This is a genomic window from Parabacteroides sp. CH2-D42-20 (assembly GCF_003670185.1).
Lineage (GTDB): Bacteria > Bacteroidota > Bacteroidia > Bacteroidales > Tannerellaceae > Parabacteroides > Parabacteroides distasonis.
Map to the genome: position 1 here is coordinate 1 of NZ_RAYG01000045.1, position 23406 is coordinate 23406.

The following is a 23406-nucleotide window of genomic DNA, read 5'->3' on the forward strand; positions in this document are numbered from 1 at the left end:
AAAAAAGTGTCTAGATAAATCAGGAAAAGACAGAATAACTTATGCTTACAGTTTTTCCTATAGAAAAACAAAAGTTTTCCCCTAATAAAACTTTTGTTTCTTCCTAAAGAAACTTTTGTTTCCTCTAGGAGAAACTTTTGTTTTCCCTAAGAGAAACTCTTATCAGCTCTTATCCCTTCGTCCATCGGTAGCCACTCAGCCAAGCATCAAAGACTGGCTCATCCTTTACTCCGTACGTCCGAAAGACCTGACGGATATACTGTTGGTCTTCAGGCGAGAAGGTTCTTTCCTTGCGCTTAAACTGATAAAACTTATTCTTACCGTATGTCATCAACAGACGTTGCTTGATGCGTTTCGCCTCCAGATAAGGTATCTGGTCTAATAGGTGATCCATGCCGACAGCGTATTGCACGGGAGTATCCGCCATGAAAGCCGCACACTTTCCGGTAGGACTGGTACGTGCGGGATTCACGATGCTCACCGCCCAAAGCGTATCGGGAATAAAACGGATGATTTGATGCCGCAAGCAGCGGTTGGCGTTCTTACAATTTCCATTAAAACAATGTACAAAGCCTGTCGGCACCATAGCGTAATCGAGTTTTTCTATCATATCTTTTAGATTTTCAGTATTTTCCAAATATAACACTTTTTTCCTTCACACGAAAAGAAAATTGCATGAAAATCAATAATAAATGGTAGATATTGAATAATAATTGTAGATGTTTGGAGATCTACAACCTATAGGTAATATTCTTATTTACAGAGAGTACACAATAGAGTGGTAGATATTGTAGATGTTTTTATAAATTCAATGTTCTAGAAAATCTAGGATATTGAAAAGATCAAGTCAATACAACTTCTTCATCTTTTCGCTATCACATAGCAAGATATTTTATATCTTTATTGCCAAATACAGAGAAAAACATCAATATCCAATTGATATGAACCGGATAAAAAAGTTCTTGAAAAAATATGATATCTAAGGAAAAACAAATAGAAGATCACTTTATTAATAAATTAATAGATCTCAAGTACACCTATCGTGACGATATTCGTGATAGGAATGCTTTAGAGCGGAACTTCAGAACAAAGTTCGAAGCATTGAACAGGGTACATTTAACGGACTCTGAATTTGATCGTTTGCTCGAGGAGATCATTGATGCTGATGTTTTTGCTTCTTCTAAAAGGCTACGAGGAATCAATACGTTTATGCGTGAAGACGGGACACCATTACAATACATGCTGGTCAATATCAAAGATTGGTGTAAGAATGATTATGAGGTGATTAATCAGTTGCGTATAAATACCAATAACAGCTATCATCGGTATGACGTGATTTTATTGATTAATGGCATTCCTGTAATCCAGGTCGAGTTGAAGGCTTCGGATGTTAGTCCTCGCCGGGCGATGCAACAAATTGTTGATTATAAAAATGATACGGGTAATGGATATACGAATACATTACTTTGTTTTATGCAACTTTTTATCGTAAGCAATCAGGCAAATACTTACTATTTCACCAATAATAACGATCAACATTTCAGTTTCAATACAGATGAGCAGTTTTTGCCAGTCTATCAATATGCGACAGAGTCAAACAGAAAAATAACCCACCTTGATGCGTTTTCTACGGCATTTTTGTCGAAATGTACATTGGGAGAGATGATTAACCGCTATATGGTTTTGGTTGTCAGTGAACAAAAGTTGCTCATAATGCGCCCCTATCAGATATATGCGGTAAAAGCAATAATAGATTGTATTCATCAAAACAGAGGTAACGGTTATATTTGGCACACGACAGGAAGTGGCAAGACGCTAACATCATTCAAAGCATCTACTCTGTTAAAAGATAATCCCGACATTGATAAATGCTTGTTTGTGGTAGACCGTAAAGATTTGGATAGACAAACACGCGAGGAGTTTAATAAGTTTCAAGAAAATTGCGTAGAAGAGAATACCAATACGGGGACTCTTGTTAAACGCATGTTGTCGGACGACTATGCCGACAAAGTAATTGTAACTACCATTCAAAAATTGGGTATCGCACTCGATTCGTCCAATAAAAATAACTATAAAGACCGTTTAATCCATCTAAAGGATAAACGAATTGTATTCATTTTCGATGAGTGCCACCGCTCTCAGTTCGGAGACAATCACAAGGCAATCAAAGAATTTTTCCCGAACTCTCAACTCTTCGGTTTCACGGGAACACCCATATTTGAACAAAATGCAACTTATACACAAATAAGCGGAGAAGAAGCCTCATATAAGATTACGGAAGATATCTTCCCAAGCAGACTACACGCTTATACCATAACACATGCGATCGAGGACAAAAACGTCTTACGTTTCCATGTCGATTATTTTAAACCCAAAGAGACAGGCGATCGTAGGGCAGATGGCACACTAAAGAAACAGGCGGTAGTAGATGCGATATTATCGAAACATGACGCAGCAACCCACTCCCGTAGGTTTAATGCCATACTTGCCACAGCCTCTATCAATGAAGCTATCGAATATTACGGACTGTTCCGCAGAGCGCAAGAAAGTTTAATGCAGCAAAATGAGAATTACGAACCGCTTAACATCGCTTGCGTATTCTCGCCTCCTGCCGAAGGGAATAAAGATATTCAGCAAATACAGGAAGACCTGCCACAAGAGCAGAATGACAACTGTAAAGAGCCTGAAGAAAAGAAAAAGGCGCTGAAAACTATTATTGACGACTATAACCGGCAATATAAAACCAACCATACAATCGCTGAGTTTGATGCCTACTACCAAGATGTGCAAAAACGCATCAAAGATCAACAATATAGCAATAAAGACTATCCACACAAAAATAAGATCGATATAACGATTGTCGTGGATATGTTGCTGACAGGCTTTGACTCTAAATATCTCAATACATTATATGTTGATAAAAATTTGAAATATCACGGTCTGATACAGGCGTTCTCACGTACCAATCGCATTTTGAACGACACTAAGCCATATGGTAACATCCTTGATTTTAGAGGTCAGCAAGATGCTGTCGATGAAGCGATAGCGTTATTCTCTGGAGAGAAGACCGATAATCCTAAAGAGATATGGCTTGTAGATTCTGCCCCGAAAGTGATAGAGAAGTTCCAAGATGCCGTTCAGAAGTTGAGTGAATATATGCAATCGCAAGGATTGGAGTGCCAAGCTGAAAATGTTTATAGTTTGCAGGGAGATGAGGCTCGTGCCGGTTTTATCAACTGTTTCAAAGAAGTACAACGATACAGAACCCAGTTGGAGCAATATACCGATATTAACGAGCAGGAGAAAGCAAAAATCGAAGAACTGTTGCCAGAAGAGACTTTGCGTTCGTTCCGTGGAGCCTATATTGAAACGGCACAACAATTACGCAAACAGCGGGAGACAGGCAAAGACTATGAGGTTAGTCCACAGGTTGAAGACCTTGATTTTGAATTTGTTCTTTTTGCTTCGGCAGTCATTGACTACGATTATATAATGGGATTAATCGCCCGCTATACGAATAGCAAAAACAGCAAGCAACGAGTAACCAAAGAGCAGTTGATCAGCCTTGTGGCATCGAGCGCCAACCTGATTGATGAACGGGACGATATTCGAGAATACATCGATAGTCTCGACGAAGTGAACGGTAAGACGGAGCAGGAGATAAAAGAGGGGTACGAAGCATTTAAGGTGGAGAAATATGCTAAACAATTGGCATCTATAGCCGACAAACATGGTATCACAGCGGATTCGTTACGCAAATTTGTAGAACAGATAATGGAACGAATGATCTTCGATGGTGAAAAACTAAGTGATTTGTTAGCTCCGTTGGAATTGGGATGGAAAGCTCGTACTAAGGCTGAATTGGCCCTAATGGATGATCTCGTTCCATTATTGAAACGTTTGGCCGCTGGCCGTGAAATTTCGGGATTGTCGGCTTATGAAGATTGATGTTATGACAAAAGACAAAGATATAAAAACGACTGTGCCTACTTTGCGGTTTCGTGAGTTTCAGAATGATGCACGATGGATTCCTAATAAAATAGATCATGTATGTAAAATCGGAAATGGTAGAGATTACAAACACCTAAGTGCAGGGAATATACCAGTATATGGGTCAGGAGGTTACATGACATCTGTAGACAAATTCCTTTATGATGGTGAGAGTGTTTGTATTGGAAGAAAAGGCACGATAGATAAACCGATATTTCTTACAGGTAAATTTTGGACAGTTGATACCCTATTTTATACATATGCGTTTCATAAATGCTTACCTAAATTCTTATATTTGATATTTCAACAAATTAATTGGTATAAATATAATGAAGCAGGCGGTGTCCCAAGTTTATTAAAAACAACCATTGGAAATATCAATATTTTTATTCCAAATAATGAAAATGAGCAGAAGAAGATTGTTGACTGTTTTAGTAGTTTGGATGATTTAATAAATGCAGTAGCAGATAAAATAGAAACATTGAAGGAGTATAAAAAAGGATTGATGCAGCAACTATTTCCTGCAGAAGGCAAAACAACTCCAACTTTTCGCTTCCCTGAATTTCAGAATAAAGGAGAGTGGGAAGAATCAACACTTGGCGATATATGTGATATGCAAGCTGGTAAATTTGTCTCTGCATCAGAAATTTGTGATGTAAAAAAAGATACTATGTATCCTTGTTATGGAGGGAACGGATTGCGTGGTTATACACATTCTTTTACACATTTTGGTATATATCCTCTTATTGGCAGGCAAGGTGCTCAATGTGGTAATATCACCTATGCAGAAGGTAAATTTCACGCGACAGAACATGCTGTTGTTGTAACACTTAAAAAGGATATTGATATACGTTGGCTTTATTATCAATTAATTAAGTTAGACTTGAATCAGTATGCAACTGGACAAGCTCAACCAGGACTATCCGTTGATGTAATTAAAAAAGTTACTATTCGTATTCCTAAAAACAAAAATGAACAACAATTGATTGCCTGTGGTCTTTTCTCAGTAGACGAACTCATATCCACCGAGACCGCCAAACTCGACCAACTAAAAGCCCATAAAAAAGGATTAATGCAACAACTATTTCCTAAATTACAATGAGTAACGAAGCAAAAATATTCAAATACAACACATTGTCGGATGTTGCCGTCAGATTTCGTTCTGATTTAAACGATTTCGACTATGTTTTATTATATGCCTATAATGGGACGGGGAAAACTCGTCTTTCCATGGAATTTAAGAACAGAGGTAGAGATACGGAAGCTAATACAAGGGATACACTATACTTCAATGCTTTTACCGAAGATCTTTTCTATTGGGATAACGACCTTGAAAATGATACGGAAAGGGTTCTCAAGATCAATGCAGACTCGAACTTCTTTAACGGGTTTAAAGAGTTAGCATTGGAAGAGAAGATATTCGGTTATTTACAACGATATGCAGAGTTCGATTTCAAGATTGATTATGAAGAGTGGCATATCTCTTTTTCAAAGGGGGAAGAAGATAAAATAAAGATTTCTCGTGGTGAAGAAAACATATTTATATGGTGTGTGTTCCTTGCCATTTGCGAATTGGTCATTGATGGAGCCGAGGCATATTCATGGGTTAAATATATTTATATAGATGATCCTGTGTCTTCGCTTGATGACAATAACATTATTGCGATCGCCAATGATTTGGGCAATCTGCTGAAAAAGGATTCCGGAAAAAGAAAAATCGTTATTTCTTCTCATCACCATTTATTCTTTAATGTGATGTATAACGACTTAAAAAGGAATAGACGTAAAAGTTATTTCTTTCATAAAAATGGGACAAACGGCTATACGTTGAGGGCGACCGACGAGACACCGTTCTTTCATCATGTCGCAACTTTATGCGAATTAAAACGGCTCTTGCCTAAAGAAGGACAGACGATAGACGATGTGCAGATAAACACTTATCATTTTAATATGTTGCGCAGTGTTATTGAAAAAACTGCGGTGTTTTTCGGCTATAGCCATTTTTCGAAATGTATTCATGGTATAGATGATGAGGTGTTATTTGCACGAGCTTTAGATTTACTTAGTCATGGTAAATACTCGATATATGAACCTGTATTCATGGGAAAAGACACAAAACAACTGTTTGTCCGAATCCTTGATGCTTTTTTGAGAAAATATGAGTTTTACCTACCTGAGATATTAATAGAAACAGAACAAGAAAACAGATAAAAATATGACTATAAAAGAACAGCACGAACTGGGTAAAACCCTGTGGAAAATAGCAGATGACCTTCGTGGTTCAATGATGGCAGATGATTTTCGCGATTATATGCTGTCTTTTCTATTCCTGCGTTATATTTCAGATAACTATATAGAGGCCGCAAAAAAAGAACTCGGAGGGGATTATCCAGATAAAGCTCTGGAGGAGTTGAAGGAGTGTGGTGTTTCGACACCGTTGCAATTATGGTACGGAAAGAACCCGGAAGATGTTTTGGATTTTGAAAAACAGATGCGCCGTAAAGTGCATTATGTGATTAAACCGGACTATCTCTGGACTAATATTTACGAACTTGCACGGACACAAAATAATAATCTTCTGAAAACACTTGAGAAAGGATTCAAATATATCGAAAACGAATCTTTCGACAGGGCGTTTCAAGGACTTTTCTCCGAAATAAATCTGAACTCGGATAAGCTGGGTAAAAATTATGAAGAACGTAACGCGCTACTTTGTAAAGTGATAACAAAGATTGCCGAAGGAATCGCTCAATTTTCAACCGATACGGATATATTAGGGGATGCTTATGAATATCTGATCGGTGAGTTTGCCGCAGGTTCAGGACAAAAGGCTGGCGAGTTCTATACGCCACAACAATTGTCGAGCATTCTATCGGGTATCGTTACATTAGATACCCAAGACCCAAAGTCCGGGATGAAGAAAAAACTCGAAAGAGTATTGGACTTTGCTTGTGGTTCAGGTTCTTTGTTACTCAATGTGCGCCACAGGATGAAAGCTAATGGAGGAAATATTGGTAAGATATACGGGCAAGAGAAGAATATCACCACCTACAACTTAGCTCGTATGAATATGCTCCTGCATGGAGTTAAAGACTCGGAGTTCGAAATCCATCACGGTGACTCACTCTTGAATGATTGGGATATGCTGAATGAAATGAACCCAGCCAAAAAAGTGGAGTTCGATGCCATTGTCGCAAATCCTCCATTCAGCTACCGATGGGAGCCTACGGAAGAAATGGGCAAAGATTTCCGCTTTAACAACTATGGCCTTGCTCCCAAATCAGCCGCAGATTTTGCATTCTTACTTCACGGCTTCCATTTTTTGAAACAAGATGGCACGATGGTGATTATTTTACCTCATGGCGTACTTTTCAGGGGGGGAGCAGAAGAACGCATTCGTACAAAATTGCTCAAAGATGGCAATATAGACGCAGTAATCGGGTTGCCTGCAAACCTTTTCTTTTCAACAGGTATTCCTGTGTGTATCTTGGTACTCAAGAAATGTAAAAAGTCCGATGATGTACTCTTTATCAACGCTAGCGACAAGGAAAATTTCGAGAAAGGCAAAAGGCAAAACAAACTACGGACTAAAGACATCGACAAAATTATAGACACATATAAGCAACGAAAAGAAGAAGAGCGTTACTCACGTCCCGTCTCGATGGACGAAATCGAAAGAAACGGTTATAATCTGAATATTTCACGCTATGTCAGCATTGCTAAAGAGGATGTGAAAATTGATTTGTTGCAAGTAAATAAAAAGTTGATCGAGCTGGAGAGTAAAATAGCTGATGCATCCGAGAGACATAATAAATTTCTCGCTGAGCTTGGCTTGCCATTAATTACAAAAGCAAAGAGAGATTGACAAAGTTATAGCACCGAGTAATTAAATAATATGGGAAAAACAGTAACGACATACCTAATTGACGGAGATCCACAAGGGTCTCAATATGTGTTCATCAGCAACAAAATCTGTCAGATGTTTATTATTCCTCGTTCCAATCTGTCTATTCTTAATGAACGGACAGATTTACAAACACCGGCATTTTATATTCTTTTGGGTGAGGATGATATGACCAAGCCTAAAGCATATATTGGAGAAACAGAAAATTTCAAAGAACGGGTGAAAGACCACGATAGTAAGAAAGCATTCTGGCAAAAAGCTCTGATATTTATATCTAAAGACGCAGCAATGACAAAAGCAGATGTGCAATATCTGGAATATCGGGCGATTGCTGATGCTAAAAAAGCTAAGAATTTTGTTCTGAATGAAAACAAACAAACTCCCAATGAGCCTAATTTACCCGAATATCAAAAAGATAATATGAATGAGTTCTTTGAGGATATCAAATTTCTCACTTCATTTATAGGTTGCAATATTTTTGAATTTGTGAAACTAAAAGAGGAACACTTATTTTATACCAAAGGAAGAGGTTGTAATGCAAAAGGCTTTTACAATTCATCTGGATTTACAGTACTAAAAGGGAGTATTATTGTTAATAGTTCTGTTCCTTCGTTCAATTGGAAAGAAAAAAGAGAAAAACTGATTAACGAATATACGGTTACAAAAAATGGCTTATTAGTTATGGAGTCTGACAAGACTTTTTCTAGTCCAAGTACGGCTGCTGATTTCTGTATAGGCAGTAGCAATAACGGCTGGTTAGTATGGAAAGATAAAAATGGCCAAACTTTAGATTCTGTTTACAGGAAACAACTAGAATAAATCTTAAAATATAAGTATATAAAAATAAACGATATAGCTATATTATAGAATTCTGCATAGTTGCCTCAAATTATTACATGGATTTAAACAAATAATATGGACATAGATTTCGAATCATACATCCGTGGTAGTGAGCCTAACAAAAGAGAAAAGGCTTCAGCTTGGAAAACAGCCATTGGCTTACAAGCTGTGGATGGCTTGCGAACATCCGATTATTTAAAAGATACAGCTATAAAGCATTTGCGTAGCATCGGTTTTGACGTGAACAATGATCTGTTTGCCGACAACTCTTGGTACTTTCGCAATGCGCTGGTTCGTGCGAATTATAGAAATGTGCGAAAAGACGTTGAACCGGATATGAGTTTCTTGATCGCATTTTTCAGAAACTTAATGATGGGAGAAAATCATGACCCCACAACAGCCAACCGAACAAGTCGACCGAACAAGTACCGAACAAGCTAACCGAACAGTTCAGCGCACCGCTTTTAGCTATCGTAAAGGCTATCGGGACAGAACAATGTTCATTGAAAGTAAAAAGTGATTACAAACAATTTGCATAGATAAACAAAGAATGAAAACATCCATCAATTACCTTCCCGAACAAAAACGGGATGACCTCAGAAGAATTGTAGAGTGCGTACTGGAAGTACTTCCCGATTGCGAGATGATCATTCTCTACGGAAGTTATGCCCGGAATACATACGTTGACTACGACCAACGCATCGAATACGGTATCCGCACCTGTTTTATGAGCGATTATGATATTTTGGTAGTTACCAGTACCCGTTTCCAAAGATATATTATCAATCACATCTTGAGCAAGGCCACCGATAATTACTACAAAGGGAAGAACAGATACGCATCCACCACCGTACAGTTTATAGACGAGAGCATCGACGATCTGAATAAAGCCATCGATAAAAACCGATATTTCTATACTGATATCAAGCGAGAGGGTATCATGCTTTACAACAGCGGTCGTTATAAGCTGGCCCGCCGTCGTAAACTGAACTATCGGGAGATAAAAGAGTTGGCGGAGGAGTATTACAACGACAGGTTTGAACGTGCGAATGATTTTTTACGAAATGCAATGTATGACAAAAACGACGAGAGATATAAAATATGTTCTTTTCATTTGCATCAAGCTTGTGAGAATTATTACAACAGCATAATCTTGACTTTTACATTGTATAGTCCCAAAGAGCATAGCCTAATAACGTTATCCGGCAGAGCCAAAACGCATTCCCTAGAGTCATCCGAAGCCTTTCCCCGGGATACGGAAGAGGAGAAACGACTTTTCGACTTGCTGCAGGACGCATACGTTCAAGCTCGTTATAATTTACACTTCCGCGTCACTAAAGAAGATATCGAGGCGCTTATACCCAAAGTAGAACGGCTCCGGGATATCACGCGACAATGTTGCGAGGAGAGAATCAAGGTGTATGCGGCAAAACAAAGACAGGTTTGATGAGGCAGCGTTAATCTGAAAAACAGATAGATTTCGCCTCAAATATGATTACATTTGAATCTATTTCCCCTAGTCGTATATCTGAATCCAGTTGTAGAGACGGGGCACGCCCCGTCTCAACCCAGCAAAATGGTAACTTAAAGGTACTATCAGTCTGTGATGAGACGGGGCACGCCCCGTCTCTACAACTTAGGTATATGGATGTACGAACTAATGGGTATATAGATATGTGAACTGAGGAAATGAATTCCCCTCAATCGCCACCTTTATAACCCCATCCAACCTGTTTTCGAAGATACGGTAAGCCTCCTCAATCTCGTTCAATGGAAACTTATGGGTAATAAGAGGCGTCGTGTCTATCTTACCTTCTTCTATTAGGTTAAGAATCTCGGCGCAATCGCAGCCATCCACCCCACCAGTCTTGAAAGTCAAGTTCTTGCCATACATGTCTGGCAAAGGAAGAAGCTGAGGTTTATCATAGAGGGCTACGATGGTGACAATGGCGTTCGGACGGGCACAATCCCATGCCAAGCGGAAGGTATCCTCACTCCCCGCGACCTCCAATACGACATCCGCACCGCCATGATCGCTGTTACGAAGAACAAATTCCTTACAGTTTTCGGGACCTGTCACCAAGACTTCCGGATAACGCTGGCGAACGAACCGGGCCCTTTCCGGAGACTTCTCGCAAACAATAATACGTCGTGGCTTCTTCAACAACACGCACAACAAAGTACAGGTCCCCGTAGGACCAGCGCCAATAATGAGAACCGTATCCTCCTCTGAGACCTCCGAGATGCGAGCAGCCCAAAAACCTGTCGCTAACACATCACCAACCAGCAAAGCCTGCTCATCGCTGACCGTATCTGGGATACGATTCAAGCCTCGATCCGCATAAGGAACCCGGACATACTCCGCCTGCCCCCCATCGATACGACAGCCCAACGCCCAACCGCCATTGGGATCGGTACAATTATTGACATATCCACGCCGGCAGAAGAAACACTCTCCGCAAAAGGTCTCGACATTCACGGTTACCCTGTCACCCGGCTTGACTACAGTAACATCGGCACCCACCTTTTCCACCACACCAACCATCTCATGCCCAACGGTTATTCCGGGTACCGCACGTGGTACGCTACCATGTTTGATATGAAGATCGCTAGAACAGATACTACCCAAAGTCACACGTACGATAGCGTCCCATGAATCCTGTATTTCCGGTATCGGTTTCTCCCGCAATTCAAATTTCCCTTGTTCAATATAAGTGTACGCAAGCATGATATTTTCTTCTTTTAGTTAATCGCCTTACAAAGATAAGGATCGTATCGCCCAAAATATCAGATATATCAGTAATTTGGGTACAAACTGTTTCATTTTTCTCTCCTATCTTTATCGCCATAAATACATAGCATTCTCGTAATGAATATAAAAACAACAAAAATTCAAGAAGTATGAAACGAATCTTATTATTCATGGTCATGGTCTCAATGGTATGTATCGCCTCTTATGCGCAAAAGGCTACCGAAGGGACAAAAGTTTTAGTGGCTTACTTCTCGGCAACGGGAAATACTGAAAAAGCGGCCCAACAAGTCGCATCTATTGTCAGCGGTGATCTTCACAAGATCCAACCTGAGAAAAGCTATACCTCCGCCGATCTGAACTGGCGGGATAAATCCTCACGCAGCAGCGTAGAGATGGACGATCCTACATCACGACCGGCCATTATCGATGATTTGAAGAACCTAGCGGAGTATGACACCGTTTACCTAGGATTTCCCATCTGGTGGAATCAAGCCCCAAGACTCATCAACACCTTTTTGGAAAAATACGATCTCTCGGGTAAAACCGTTATCCCATTCGCCACATCAGGCAGCAGCAGTATCTCGAACGCAGAGAGTGAATTGCGGAAAGCCTATCCGGATGTGAACTGGCAAAAAGGGAAGTTGATGAACGGAGCGACAGAAGAAGATATCAAGAATTGGACTAAAAAATAAATGATTATGAGAAAGAATTTTGGAGCGAAGCCTTTGAGCTATCCGCAACCCGTATTTATTATCGCCACGTATGGAGAAGATGGAACTCCCGACGCGATGAACGCCGCTTGGGGCGGTATCAGTGAGATGAATGAGATCAGCATGTGTCTTAGCGCCGGTCACAAGACAGTTAAGAATATCCTGAAGCGTAGAGCTTTCACGGTAAGCATGGCAGATGCCGATCATGTCGTAGCTTGTGATTATGTAGGTATCGTGTCGGGCAATAAAGTTACCGACAAGTTTGCCAAAGCAGGATTTCACGCTACAAAATCAGACTTCGTAGATGCTCCGTTGATCGACGAATTGGCCGTGGCTATCGAATGTAAATTGAAAGATTACGATCCGGATACTTGCATACTCCGTGGCGAGATCGTAAATGTCAGTGTTGACGAGCGTGTACTTGATGAGAACGGCAAGGTGAATGTAGCTAAAGCCGCTCCCATCATCTTTGATCCATTCAACAACGACTATTTGAGAGTGGGCGAAAAGGTAGGAAATGCCTTTTCCGATGGAAAACAATTGAAATAAATGACAGGGTAATAGCAATTAGTATTGATAGTAGCCTAGATTACTATCAATACTAATTTTGGAAACTATGTAATCAAATTCTGTTATAAACCAATTTAGAGATATCATATCCTCGTTTCATTATCTTGCCAAGCAAATCTTCCATAACCGCTTCCGGCAAGGATTTATCACGACTCAAAATCCAGAGATACTTGTCAGAACTGCTGCCTACCACAACATACTGATAATGTTCGTCGAGTTCGAAGATATAATAATCTGAATAGAACCATAAAAAGAAAGCGACTTTCAATTTACCCGGGCTATTTTCTGGTTCTGGCTGTTTCGCCCGGCCTACTGCTTTTTTATGGATTCCATCTTTAAACCCCTCGTTTTCCACACGGATTCTTCCATCCGATCGCAATGTATAAGTAGCCGTAACATCCGTCATACCTTTCTCGAAATGATTCTCGTAACGGGCGATCTCATACCACCGTCCCATATACCGGCGGACATCCAGTGCCTGCACGGTACGATGATCTGTTATATTCATAAGCTTTTCTATTGTCGGATAATCATATGTAAAACCAGACTCCAATAATTTCGTAGGATGAACCGTTTGCCCCTCCGTTACAAACGAGGCTCCTTCACCGAACATCAGTCGGAAAATGAATGTAGGCAAAGGCATAACCCAACGGGTTCCATCCGCTCTCGCCAGCGCATATGCCAGTTGCTTTTGGGTGATGCATTGCGGAGAGACAAGATTGACCACTCCTCTCAACGTACTATTTTGTATCATAAAATCAAAAGAGCGGCACAAATCATGCACGCTGATCCACGGAAAACTCTGTTGGCCATCGCCTATCACCACACCTATCCGGGAGAGACGTTGCAAATGAAGCATCTGTCTCAATGCCCCGCCATCCTCCGAGAGTACGACCCCGAACCGGGCAATCACAAGCCGCACATCCGGCAAACACGCCCGCGCTTCCTTTTCCCATGCGCCACATAACCGGGCCAAGAAATCCTCACCTTGCCGATTGTTATATTCGTCATATTCTCCGGATGTGGGATAATAGCCTACGGCAGAAGTTGATATAAACAACTTTGGGAGAATATCCCGGGTATTTATGGCATTTACCAACTGATGGGTTGTCCGGATTCTACTATCATATAATTCTTGCTTATACGCTTTTGTCCAGCGCTTATTAATGGAAGCACCCGCCAGATTAATGACCACATCACACGATTCCACACGATGGCATAGCTCATCGAAATTCTCCTCCTTGAACAGGTTCCTTCCTAAAGGAACCACCTCATCACCCTTTTCCGTGAAAAAAAGAGTAAGATGCTGTCCTATGTATCCACTCGCACCGCTAATCGCTATTTTCATGATTCTAAATGATCTTTACCTTATAAACAAGCGCACAACCTATTTAGTTAAACACTATATTTGTTCTTTCAACTAATAATGGATCATGGCAGACAACTATTTGGAAAAAAAATACGAGCAATATCAAGTCCGGAAAACCTCCGGGACAAGAACCAGTCACAATACGAAGACACTCCATAAAACAAGAAGAGTCTTCATTACCGGTGGGGCCGAGGGGATCGGAAAAGCCATCGTGAGAACGTTCAGGGGAGCCGGCCATCGAGTAGCGTTCTGTGATAAAAACGAAGCATCAGGAAAAGAGACCGCATTACAAACCGGAACTCAATTCTTTCCCGTGGACGTTAGCGATAAGACCGCATTGGAGGATTGCCTGCAAAAGATCATCGAGGAATGGGGCGATATCGATATCATCATCAATAACGCGGGTATCAGCCAGTTCTCATCCATCACGGAAACGAGTGTAGAGGATTTTGATAAGATATTATCCATAAACCTACGTCCCGCGTTCATCACTTCCCGGCGATTAGCGCTCCATCGGCAATCTCTCGAGACCCCCAATCCATACGGCAGGATTATCAACATCTGCTCTACCCGTTACTTGATGAGTGAACCCGGTAGCGAGGGTTACGCCGCCTCTAAAGGAGGTATCTATTCTTTGACGCATGCGTTGGCCTTATCGCTCTCGGAATGGCATATCACGGTAAACTCTATCGCTCCCGGTTGGATACAGAATAACAATTACGACCAGCTTCGTCCGGAGGATCATGCTCAACATCCATCCGGACGGGTGGGCAAGCCGGAGGATATCGCCCGTATGTGCTTATTTCTCTGTCAAGAGGAAAACGATTTCATTAATGGCGAGAATATTACGATTGACGGTGGGATGACCAAGAAAATGATCTATCTCGACTAAATAAACATCCGTATATGACACAAACATCGAATATAGAAACCAACCGTCTTGTGCTCCGTCCTTTCAGCGAAAGCGATGCTCCTGATGTTTTTGAGAGCTGTAAGAATCCAAACCTAGGCAATAACGCAGGATGGAAACCTCTCGAAACGATCGAAGAGACTATTGATGTACTAAATACCATATTTATCGGAAAAGAAGGGATTTGGGCTATCGTATTTAAAGAGACAAGACAAGTCATCGGCTCCATTGGCATCATTCCCGATCCCAAAAGAGAAAACCCACATGCTCGCATGCTGGGTTATTGGCTAAAAGAAGAGTGTTGGGGACAAGGCTTCATGACAGAAGCAGTGCAATCTGTATTGAATTACGGATTTACTCAAATGAATTTACATTTGATCACGGCGAATTGTTATCCTCACAATCAACGCTCACAACGTGTATTAGAGAAGAATGGATTCGTATACGAAGGACGGCTTCATCAAGCAGAACTAATGCATACTGGACAAATAGAGGATCATTTGTGCTATTATCTTGACCATCATTCCTTTTCAAACAAAAACAATAGTTTATGATAGTAGTAACAAAAGATTTATATACGCTCAGGAGTTGGGAAGGTCAAGATACGGAATCCTTAACCTTGCACCTTAATAACAAGAAGGTCTGGGATAACTGTCGGGATGGATTGCCTCATCCTTATACAAAAGAAAATGCCCGCTGCTTCATCAGCCAAGCACGAGAAAAAACTGAAATATCGGATTTCTGCATTGTGGTTCATGGTGAGGCAATCGGCAATATAGGTTTTGTGAGAGGAGCGGATGTGGAACGTTTCAATGCGGAAGTTGGTTATTGGATCAGTGAGAGATATTGGAACCAAGGGATTACCTCTGAAGCGTTAGCCGATGCGATCCAGTATTATTTTGAGCATACGGAGGTTATTCGTATATTCGCCACGGTGTATGAATATAATCTGGCATCCATGCGGGTATTAGAGAAAGTGGGATTCAAGAAGACTGGCATCTTCCGAAAAGCTTGTTACAAAAACGGGCGATTCATCGATGCGCATCATTTTGAGATCGTAGCGGATGAGAAATTAGTTGGGAACAAAGACTTATAATCCATTTATGCAAATAAGACAATTACAGGTAAACGAATACGATAGGGCATTAACCTTGTCTTTGGACGTGTTCATCCAATGTGGCAAGAATGACTTCGACGAAGAGGGATTGGAAACCTTCAAGAGTTTCATTTACAATAAGGATCTGGTAAATGAGCTAACCATTTACGGAGCATTCGAGGGTGAGTCATTAATAGGTCTAATCGCGACAAAAAATGAAGGAAAGCATATTTCCTTATTCTTCATCACGCCTATGTATCATGGAAAAGGTATCGGCAAACGATTATTCGAGGCCGCTATCCAAGATAAGCCAGTCTCGGAAATGACAGTCAATTCCTCTTCCTATGCAATCCCAATCTACCGGAAATTCGGGTTCGAACCAATCTGCGAAGAACAAACTACACATGGGATGAAGTACACCCCGATGAGGCGAACGATAACCCGTCCCTCCTTCGAGGACTTCAATGAGCTTCTTCTGCTTTGGGAAGCGTCCGTACGTAGTACCCATCATTTCCTAAAAGAAGAGGATATCTTATTTTATAAAGAACTTGTTCCCGGATATTTCCCATTGGTAGAACTTTATATCATCCGAAATGAGCGAGGAAAGATCGCCGCCTTCATGGGCTTAAGCGATGAGCTTATCGAGATGCTTTTCGTACATCCGGAAGAGCAAGGCAAAGGATTAGGTAAACGACTTATCCAATTCGCCTTGCAAGAGACACCCATCCGAAAAGTCGACGTAAATGAGCAAAACACAACCGCACTTCATTTCTATCAGCATCTGGGATTCCAAGTGATAGGAAGAGACGAGACGGATTCCTCCCACAAGCCATTCCCGATACTTCATCTTCAAGTTACACTTCCTTAAAAATTTAAGGTAATCGTGTAGCCTATCATGACTATATGCGTAGCCTAACGAAGGCATTCTTATCAAAAAACAGGACTAGTTACACATAAAAAAAGCCCACCGATAAAGGACGATGGGCTAGAACCTAAATGTTTTCACAACGGAATAATCCTTATTGTGATTTGCTTCAAATTAGTATAGCAAAGAAATAAAGAATATATTTATAAAGCAAGTATTTCTTGATAATTTATTTTATCTTTGAAAAAATCGTTAACACAATACTAGTCATGAAAAAAATAGTAGGATTAGATTTAGGTACAAATAGTATAGGATGGGCATTAATCAATGCTTATATAGATGAATATAATAAAGAACACTTATATGGTATAGAAGCTTGTGGCAGTCGTATTATACCTATGGACGCAGCCATCTTAGGAAATTTCGATAAGGGAAATTCTATCTCACAAACTGCGGATCGAACAAGCTATCGTGGTATACGTAGATTGCGTGAACGCCATCTATTAAGACGTGAGCGCCTGCATAGAATTCTCGATTTACTCGGCTTTTTACCAAAGCATTATTCCGATTCTCTCAATCGCTATGGCAAATTCTTAAATGACATAGAATGTAAATTTCCTTGGGTAAAAGACGAAACAGGTTCTTACAAATTTATCTTTCAGGAGTCTTTTAAAGAGATGTTGGCCAATTTTACCGAACATCATCCCATACTTATCGCAAACAACAAAAAAGTACCCTACGATTGGACGATCTATTACCTTAGAAAGAAAGCTTTAACACAAAAAATATCAAAAGAGGAACTCGCTTGGATTCTTTTGAACTTTAATCAGAAACGAGGATACTATCAACTTCGAGGTGAAGAGGAGGAAACTCCAAATAAACTAGTAGAATATTATTCATTGAAAGTAGAAAAAGTCGAAGACTCGGGAGAGAAAAAAGGCAAGGACACCTGGTATAACGTACATTTGGAGAATGGGATGATTTACCGGCGCACAAGTAATATACCATTGGATTGGGAAGGTAAAACTAAAGAATTTATAGTCACCACTGATCTAGAGGCTGATGGTAGTCCTAAGAAAGATAAGGAAGGAAATATAAAGCGTTCTTTCCGTGCGCCAAAAGATGATGATTGGACATTAATTAAAAAGAAGACGGAAGCAGATATCGACAAGATCAAGATGACTGTCGGCGCTTATATTTATGATACACTTCTGCAAAAACCAGACCAGAAAATACGTGGGAAGCTAGTACGTACTATCGAACGTAAATACTATAAAAACGAACTCTATCAAATACTAAAGACCCAAAGTGAATTTCATGAGGAATTACGAGATAAACAGTTATATATTGCTTGCCTTAATGAGCTTTATCCCAATAACGAACCACGTAGGAATAGTATTTCCACACGAGATTTCTGTCATTTATTTATAGAAGATATCATTTTCTATCAACGTCCACTGAAGAGCAAGAAATCATTGATCGACAATTGTCCCTATGAGGAAAATAGGTATATTGATAAAGAGAGTGGAGAAATCAAACATGCATCCATTAAATGTATAGCCAAGTCTCATCCTCTCTATCAAGAATTTCGCCTTTGGCAATTTATTGTAAACCTACGTATCTACAGGAAGGAAACGGATGTTGACGTAACACAAGAATTACTCCCTACCGAGGCTGATTATGTCACTTTATTTGAGTGGCTGAATGAAAAGAAAGAAATCGATCAAAAAGCCTTTTTTAAATACCCGCCATTCGGCTTTAAGAAAACAACTTCAAACTATCGTTGGAATTATGTGGAAGATAAACCTTATCCCTGTAATGAAACCCATGCACAAATAATAACTCGTTTAGGAAAAGCGCATATCCCAAAAGCTTTTCTTTCTAAGGAAAAGGAAGAGACATTATGGCATATATTATATTCCATAGAAGATAAACAAGAAATAGAAAAAGCCTTACACTCTTTTGCCAATAAGAATAACCTAAGCGAAGAGTTTATTGAACAATTCAAGAATTTCCCTCCTTTCAAGAAGGAATATGGCTCTTACTCCGCTAAGGCGATAAAGAAATTGCTTCCATTGATGCGAATGGGTAAATATTGGAGTATCGAAAACATAGATAATGGGACAAGAATACGAATTAATAAAATTATAGATGGAGAGTATGACGAGAACATTCGTGAGAGAGTTAGACAAAAAGCTATTAACCTAACTGATATTACCCATTTTCGAGCTTTGCCTTTATGGTTAGCTTGTTATCTTGTTTACGATCGTCACTCCGAAGTCAAGGATATAGTTAAATGGAAGACTCCCAAGGATATAGATCTCTATTTAAAATCGTTTAAACAACATTCGTTACGCAACCCAATCGTGGAGCAAGTGATAACGGAAACCTTGCGTACCGTACGAGATATTTGGCAACAAGTAGGCCATATCGATGAGATACATATTGAATTAGGACGGGAAATGAAAAATCCGGCGGACAAGCGTGCCCGGATGTCACAACAAATGATAAAGAACGAGAATACCAATTTACGCATAAAAGCACTATTGACTGAATTTTTGAATCCGGAATTTGGAATAGAGAATGTACGTCCATATTCCCCCAGCCAGCAGGATTTATTGCGTATTTATGAAGAAGGCGTACTAAATAGTATATTAGAATTACCGGAAGATATAGGAATTATATTAGGAAAATTCAACCAAACAGATACTCTAAAACGTCCAACACGCTCGGAAATACTACGTTACAAACTATGGTTGGAGCAAAAATATCGTTCACCTTATACAGGCGAAATGATACCATTAAGTAAATTATTCACTCCTGCTTATGAAATAGAACATATTATTCCTCAATCACGTTATTTCGATGATTCACTTAGCAACAAGGTGATCTGTGAATCTGAGATAAATAAATTGAAGGATAGGAGCCTCGGCTATGAGTTTATTAAAAACCATCATGGAGAAAAGGTGGAATTAGCTTTTGACAAGCCTGTTGAGGTACTTTCCGTGGAAGCCTATGAAAAACTTGTGCATGAATCTTATTCACATAACAGAAGTAAAATGAAAAAGTTACTCATGGAAGATATTCCAGATCAATTTATAGAACGGCAACTCAACGACAGCCGCTATATTAGTAAAGTAGTAAAATCTCTGCTTTCTAATATAGTGCGTGAAGAAAACGAGCAAGAGGCTATCTCCAAGAATGTCATTCCTTGTACAGGAGGTATTACCGATCGATTAAAAAAGGATTGGGGCATCAACGATGTTTGGAATAAGATTGTACTTCCTCGTTTCATTCGGTTGAATGAACTGACTGAAAGTACCCGTTTCACTTCTATCAATACCAATAATACAATGATCCCCTCCATGCCCTTAGAGTTACAAAAGGGATTCAATAAAAAACGTATTGATCACCGCCATCATGCGATGGATGCCATTATCATTGCATGCGCAAATCGTAACATCGTGAACTATCTCAATAATGTGTCGGCTAGTAAAAACACAAAGATAACACGGCGAGATTTGCAAACCCTATTATGTCACAAGGACAAGACTGATAATAACGGTAATTACAAATGGGTTATTGACAAGCCTTGGGAAACATTCACTCAAGATACATTGACAGCTTTGCAGAAAATAACGGTTAGCTTTAAGCAAAATTTGCGTGTGATCAACAAGACAACAAACCACTATCAGCATTATGAAAATGGAAAGAAGATAGTCTCCAACCAATCAAAAGGGGATAGTTGGGCTATCCGTAAATCAATGCATAAGGAAACGGTTCACGGAGAAGTAAATTTGCGTATGATAAAAACTGTATCACTTAATGAGGCCTTAAAGAAACCACAGGCAATAGTAGAAATGGACTTGAAGAAGAAAATACTCGCTATGCTCGAGTTAGGCTATGACACTAAAAGAATAAAGAACTATTTCGAGGAAAATAAAGATACTTGGCAAGATATTAATCCATCAAAAATCAAAGTCTATTACTTTACAAAAGAGACGAAAGACCGCTATTTTGCGGTGCGGAAGCCTATAGATACTAGTTTCGACAAAAAGAAGATAAAGGAAAGCATTACAGATACAGGTATCCAACAAATTATGCTTCGGCATTTGGAAACTAAAGACAATGATCCCACATTGGCATTCTCTCCAGATGGTATTGATGAAATGAACCGTAATATTCTTATATTGAATAAAGGAAAAAAGCATCAGCCCATTTATAAAGTGCGTGTCTACGAAAAAGCTGAAAAGTTTACTGTAGGACAAAAAGGGAATAAGCGAACTAAATTTGTAGAGGCAGCAAAAGGAACCAACCTGTTCTTTGCTATCTATGAAACAGAAGAGATTGATAAGGATACGAAAAAAGTAATCCGTAAAAGAAGTTATAGCACGATTCCCTTAAATGTAGTGATCGAACGCCAAAAGCAGGGACTTTCCTCGGCTCCTGAAGATGAGAATGGTAATCTACCTAAATATATACTCTCTCCTAATGATCTGGTATATGTACCGACACAGGAGGAGATTAATAAGGGGGAAGTCGTAATGCCGATAGATAGGGATCGAATATACAAAATGGTTGACTCAAGTGGCATTACCGCTAATTTCATCCCAGCTTCAACAGCCAATTTGATTTTTGCTTTACCTAAAGCTACTGCAGAAATCTATTGTAATGGTGAAAATTGCATTCAGAATGAATATGGTATTGGTAGTCCTCAATCTAAAAATCAAAAAGCTATAACAGGTGAAATGGTTAAAGAAATATGTTTTCCCATTAAAGTTGATAGATTAGGAAATATAATTCAAGTAGGTTTATGTATACTAACTAATTAGATTTTATCCTATGATTAAGAAAACATTTTATTTTGGTAATCCTGCTTACCTGTCACTTCGTAACCAGCAATTAGTTATTAAGTTACCGGAGATAGTAAAGAATGATACTGTGCCCGAAAGCTTCAAACGACAATCAGAAATTACTAAACCAATTGAAGATATTGCAGTGATAGTTCTTGACAACAAACAAATTACTATTACCCAGGGTGTATTGGAAGCATTACTAGAGAATAATTGCGCAGTTATTACATGTGATGGACGAAGTATGCCAGTAGGCCTCATGCTTCCGCTTTATGGAAACACGACACAAAATGAGCGCTTTCGAGATCAATTAGACGCTTCCTTACCTTTAAAGAAACAACTTTGGCAACAGACTATTCAAGCGAAAATCAACAATCAAGCATCAGTATTATGCTCTTGTAAAAACGAAGAAATAAAATGTATGCGAATATGGGCCAATGATGTACGTAGTGGAGATCCTGACAATTTGGAAGGACGTGCAGCTGCTTATTATTGGAAGTATCTGTTCGGACACATAGAAGGTTTTACAAGAGATCGGGAAGGTATACCTCCTAATAATTTATTAAATTATGGTTATGCTATCCTTCGTGCTATTGTTGCACGTGGACTAGTCACAAGTGGTATGTTACCCACATTGGGTATTCATCACCATAACCGATATAATGCTTATTGTTTAGCCGATGACATCATGGAACCTTATAGACCTTATGTTGATGAGCTTGTATTTGGTTTGATAAGAACAAAGGGTATATCACCCGAAATATTAACAAAAGAATGGAAAGCATCACTTCTTTCTATTCCTACATTAGAAGTTAAGATTGGAGGTAAACGAAGTCCGTTAATGATCGCTGTAGCTCAAACAACAGCCTCTCTTTACAAATGTTTCAGTGGAGAGCAACGAAGAATCGTGTATCCAGAACGGTAATAATCATGGATCGATTTAGCGAATATCGTATTATGTGGGTGTTGGTATTATTTGACTTGCCTACGGAAACAAAAAAAGAAAAGAAAGCTTATAGTGATTTCCGTAAGAATCTGCAGCGTGATGGCTTTACCATGTTTCAGTTCTCTATTTATGTGCGACATTGCGCCAGCCAAGAAAATGCAGAAGTACACATAAAACGAGTAAAATCATTTTTACCAGAACACGGGCAAATAGGAATAATGTGCATTACAGACAAACAATTTGGGAATATTGAGTTGTTCTATGGGAAAAAAGTACAACCTCCTAATACACCCGGCCAACAATTAGAGCTTTTCTAGAAATAATAAATCCCGTCATAAAACGGGATTTATTACATTGGAAACTTTTCTTTTTTATTTTCTAACCATTCTATCATCTAGTTGATATACAGCATATAATACAGATTAAGCTGTTTCCAATGGATCAAAAATACTAATTTGAAAGTAAATCACAACTATTATCGCAACAACTTATAATTATTTATAGCTGTTTCCAATGGATCAAAAATACTAATTTGAAAGTAAATCACAACTAAATTTTATAATATTTAAAATAAAAAATTGCTGTTTCCAATGGATCAAAA

19 protein-coding genes and 1 pseudogene are annotated in these 23406 nt (G+C 39.4%); 17 read left to right on the forward strand and 3 right to left on the reverse strand.

From position 1 onward, the window contains the following. Positions 1–169: 169 nt before the first annotated feature. The gene (locus D7V92_RS20330; protein WP_121773664.1) at positions 170–610 is read right to left on the reverse strand and encodes a DUF6078 family protein; all 441 of its coding nucleotides are present in this window, start codon (positions 608–610) and stop codon (positions 170–172) included. A 362-nt stretch (positions 611–972) separates the two neighbouring features. On the opposite strand from D7V92_RS20330, the gene D7V92_RS20335 reads away from it, so the two are divergent. The 7 genes from D7V92_RS20335 to D7V92_RS20370 all read left to right on the forward strand — a co-directional run bounded on the left by D7V92_RS20335 (position 973) and on the right by D7V92_RS20370 (position 10181). Beyond that, positions 973–3948 carry a type I restriction endonuclease subunit R gene (locus tag D7V92_RS20335; RefSeq protein WP_083434111.1) on the forward strand — a complete coding sequence of 992 codons (2976 nt, stop codon included), beginning with the start codon at positions 973–975 and terminating at the stop codon, positions 3946–3948. A gap of 4 nt (positions 3949–3952) precedes the next feature. Then, complete coding sequence (locus tag D7V92_RS22325) at positions 3953–5092, forward strand: restriction endonuclease subunit S (RefSeq protein WP_233572884.1); 1140 nt, start codon at positions 3953–3955, stop codon at positions 5090–5092. Next, positions 5089–6201: an AAA family ATPase gene (locus D7V92_RS20350; RefSeq protein ID WP_036618477.1), complete on the forward strand. Its 1113-nt coding sequence runs from the start codon at positions 5089–5091 to the stop codon at positions 6199–6201. Before D7V92_RS22325 ends, D7V92_RS20350 begins: the two co-directional genes overlap by 4 nt. A gap of 4 nt (positions 6202–6205) precedes the next feature. Continuing rightward, the gene (locus D7V92_RS20355; RefSeq protein ID WP_036618479.1) at positions 6206–7855 is read left to right on the forward strand and encodes a type I restriction-modification system subunit M; all 1650 of its coding nucleotides are present in this window, start codon (positions 6206–6208) and stop codon (positions 7853–7855) included. 30 nt (positions 7856–7885) lie between these two features. Further along, positions 7886–8713, forward strand: coding sequence for a GIY-YIG nuclease family protein (locus D7V92_RS20360; protein ID WP_008780018.1), 828 nt, complete (start codon positions 7886–7888; stop codon positions 8711–8713). Between the two features lie 96 nt (positions 8714–8809). Further along, the gene (locus tag D7V92_RS20365; protein WP_036618481.1) at positions 8810–9175 is read left to right on the forward strand and encodes a hypothetical protein; all 366 of its coding nucleotides are present in this window, start codon (positions 8810–8812) and stop codon (positions 9173–9175) included. A gap of 109 nt (positions 9176–9284) precedes the next feature. After that, positions 9285–10181 carry a HEPN domain-containing protein gene (locus tag D7V92_RS20370; RefSeq protein ID WP_005864283.1) on the forward strand — a complete coding sequence of 299 codons (897 nt, stop codon included), beginning with the start codon at positions 9285–9287 and terminating at the stop codon, positions 10179–10181. A 210-nt stretch (positions 10182–10391) separates the two neighbouring features. Here D7V92_RS20370 and D7V92_RS20375 read toward each other — a convergent pair whose 3' ends face one another. Next, positions 10392–11462 carry an alcohol dehydrogenase gene (locus D7V92_RS20375; protein ID WP_121773657.1) on the reverse strand — a complete coding sequence of 357 codons (1071 nt, stop codon included), beginning with the start codon at positions 11460–11462 and terminating at the stop codon, positions 10392–10394. 173 nt (positions 11463–11635) lie between these two features. On the opposite strand from D7V92_RS20375, the gene D7V92_RS20385 reads away from it, so the two are divergent. Further along, positions 11636–12178 carry a flavodoxin gene (locus D7V92_RS20385; RefSeq protein WP_121773659.1) on the forward strand — a complete coding sequence of 181 codons (543 nt, stop codon included), beginning with the start codon at positions 11636–11638 and terminating at the stop codon, positions 12176–12178. Between the two features lie 6 nt (positions 12179–12184). Then, positions 12185–12745: a flavin reductase family protein gene (locus tag D7V92_RS20390; protein ID WP_005854312.1), complete on the forward strand. Its 561-nt coding sequence runs from the start codon at positions 12185–12187 to the stop codon at positions 12743–12745. Between the two features lie 73 nt (positions 12746–12818). Here D7V92_RS20390 and D7V92_RS20395 read toward each other — a convergent pair whose 3' ends face one another. Then, positions 12819–14114 (reverse strand): TIGR01777 family oxidoreductase, encoded by a 1296-nt coding sequence (locus D7V92_RS20395; RefSeq protein ID WP_005854310.1) that lies wholly within the window; start codon positions 14112–14114, stop codon positions 12819–12821. A gap of 85 nt (positions 14115–14199) precedes the next feature. Between D7V92_RS20395 and D7V92_RS20400 the strand changes: the two genes are divergently transcribed. From D7V92_RS20400 to cas2, 8 genes and pseudogenes are all read left to right on the forward strand, one after another. Further along, positions 14200–15027: an SDR family NAD(P)-dependent oxidoreductase gene (locus D7V92_RS20400; protein WP_005854308.1), complete on the forward strand. Its 828-nt coding sequence runs from the start codon at positions 14200–14202 to the stop codon at positions 15025–15027. Between the two features lie 14 nt (positions 15028–15041). Further along, complete coding sequence (locus tag D7V92_RS20405; protein ID WP_121773660.1) at positions 15042–15599, forward strand: GNAT family N-acetyltransferase; 558 nt, start codon at positions 15042–15044, stop codon at positions 15597–15599. Next, a complete protein-coding gene (locus D7V92_RS20410; protein ID WP_121773661.1) occupies positions 15596–16141 on the forward strand; it encodes a GNAT family N-acetyltransferase in 546 nt (181 codons plus the stop codon). Before D7V92_RS20405 ends, D7V92_RS20410 begins: the two co-directional genes overlap by 4 nt. A gap of 7 nt (positions 16142–16148) precedes the next feature. Beyond that, a pseudogene (locus tag D7V92_RS22765) lies at positions 16149–16586 on the forward strand (GNAT family N-acetyltransferase); the annotation flags it as partial. Next, positions 16566–17009: a GNAT family N-acetyltransferase gene (locus tag D7V92_RS22770; protein ID WP_310592305.1), complete on the forward strand. Its 444-nt coding sequence runs from the start codon at positions 16566–16568 to the stop codon at positions 17007–17009. The pseudogene D7V92_RS22765 and the gene D7V92_RS22770, both read left to right, overlap by 21 nt. 266 nt (positions 17010–17275) lie before the next feature. Further along, the gene (gene cas9 / locus D7V92_RS20420; RefSeq protein ID WP_121773663.1) at positions 17276–21838 is read left to right on the forward strand and encodes a type II CRISPR RNA-guided endonuclease Cas9; all 4563 of its coding nucleotides are present in this window, start codon (positions 17276–17278) and stop codon (positions 21836–21838) included. A 10-nt stretch (positions 21839–21848) separates the two neighbouring features. Continuing rightward, a complete protein-coding gene (gene cas1, locus D7V92_RS20425) occupies positions 21849–22784 on the forward strand; it encodes a type II CRISPR-associated endonuclease Cas1 (RefSeq protein WP_005864261.1) in 936 nt (311 codons plus the stop codon). A gap of 5 nt (positions 22785–22789) precedes the next feature. Next, entirely contained in the window at positions 22790–23122 is a 333-nt protein-coding gene (cas2, locus tag D7V92_RS20430) for a CRISPR-associated endonuclease Cas2 (protein ID WP_005864259.1), read from the forward strand. The last annotated feature ends 284 nt before the right edge of the window (positions 23123–23406 follow it).

Coding starts and splice junctions, on each gene's coding strand:
- D7V92_RS20330 (WP_121773664.1), bottom strand. CDS start 610: ATGATAGAAAAACTCGATTACGCTATGGTGCCGACAGGCTTTGTACAT.
- D7V92_RS20335 (WP_083434111.1), top strand. CDS start 973: ATGATATCTAAGGAAAAACAAATAGAAGATCACTTTATTAATAAATTA.
- D7V92_RS22325 (WP_233572884.1), top strand. CDS start 3,953: ATGACAAAAGACAAAGATATAAAAACGACTGTGCCTACTTTGCGGTTT.
- D7V92_RS20350 (WP_036618477.1), top strand. CDS start 5,089: ATGAGTAACGAAGCAAAAATATTCAAATACAACACATTGTCGGATGTT.
- D7V92_RS20355 (WP_036618479.1), top strand. CDS start 6,206: ATGACTATAAAAGAACAGCACGAACTGGGTAAAACCCTGTGGAAAATA.
- D7V92_RS20360 (WP_008780018.1), top strand. CDS start 7,886: ATGGGAAAAACAGTAACGACATACCTAATTGACGGAGATCCACAAGGG.
- D7V92_RS20365 (WP_036618481.1), top strand. CDS start 8,810: ATGGACATAGATTTCGAATCATACATCCGTGGTAGTGAGCCTAACAAA.
- D7V92_RS20370 (WP_005864283.1), top strand. CDS start 9,285: ATGAAAACATCCATCAATTACCTTCCCGAACAAAAACGGGATGACCTC.
- D7V92_RS20375 (WP_121773657.1), bottom strand. CDS start 11,462: ATGCTTGCGTACACTTATATTGAACAAGGGAAATTTGAATTGCGGGAG.
- D7V92_RS20385 (WP_121773659.1), top strand. CDS start 11,636: ATGAAACGAATCTTATTATTCATGGTCATGGTCTCAATGGTATGTATC.
- D7V92_RS20390 (WP_005854312.1), top strand. CDS start 12,185: ATGAGAAAGAATTTTGGAGCGAAGCCTTTGAGCTATCCGCAACCCGTA.
- D7V92_RS20395 (WP_005854310.1), bottom strand. CDS start 14,114: ATGAAAATAGCGATTAGCGGTGCGAGTGGATACATAGGACAGCATCTT.
- D7V92_RS20400 (WP_005854308.1), top strand. CDS start 14,200: ATGGCAGACAACTATTTGGAAAAAAAATACGAGCAATATCAAGTCCGG.
- D7V92_RS20405 (WP_121773660.1), top strand. CDS start 15,042: ATGACACAAACATCGAATATAGAAACCAACCGTCTTGTGCTCCGTCCT.
- D7V92_RS20410 (WP_121773661.1), top strand. CDS start 15,596: ATGATAGTAGTAACAAAAGATTTATATACGCTCAGGAGTTGGGAAGGT.
- D7V92_RS22770 (WP_310592305.1), top strand. CDS start 16,566: ATGAGGCGAACGATAACCCGTCCCTCCTTCGAGGACTTCAATGAGCTT.
- cas9 (WP_121773663.1), top strand. CDS start 17,276: ATGAAAAAAATAGTAGGATTAGATTTAGGTACAAATAGTATAGGATGG.
- cas1 (WP_005864261.1), top strand. CDS start 21,849: ATGATTAAGAAAACATTTTATTTTGGTAATCCTGCTTACCTGTCACTT.
- cas2 (WP_005864259.1), top strand. CDS start 22,790: ATGGATCGATTTAGCGAATATCGTATTATGTGGGTGTTGGTATTATTT.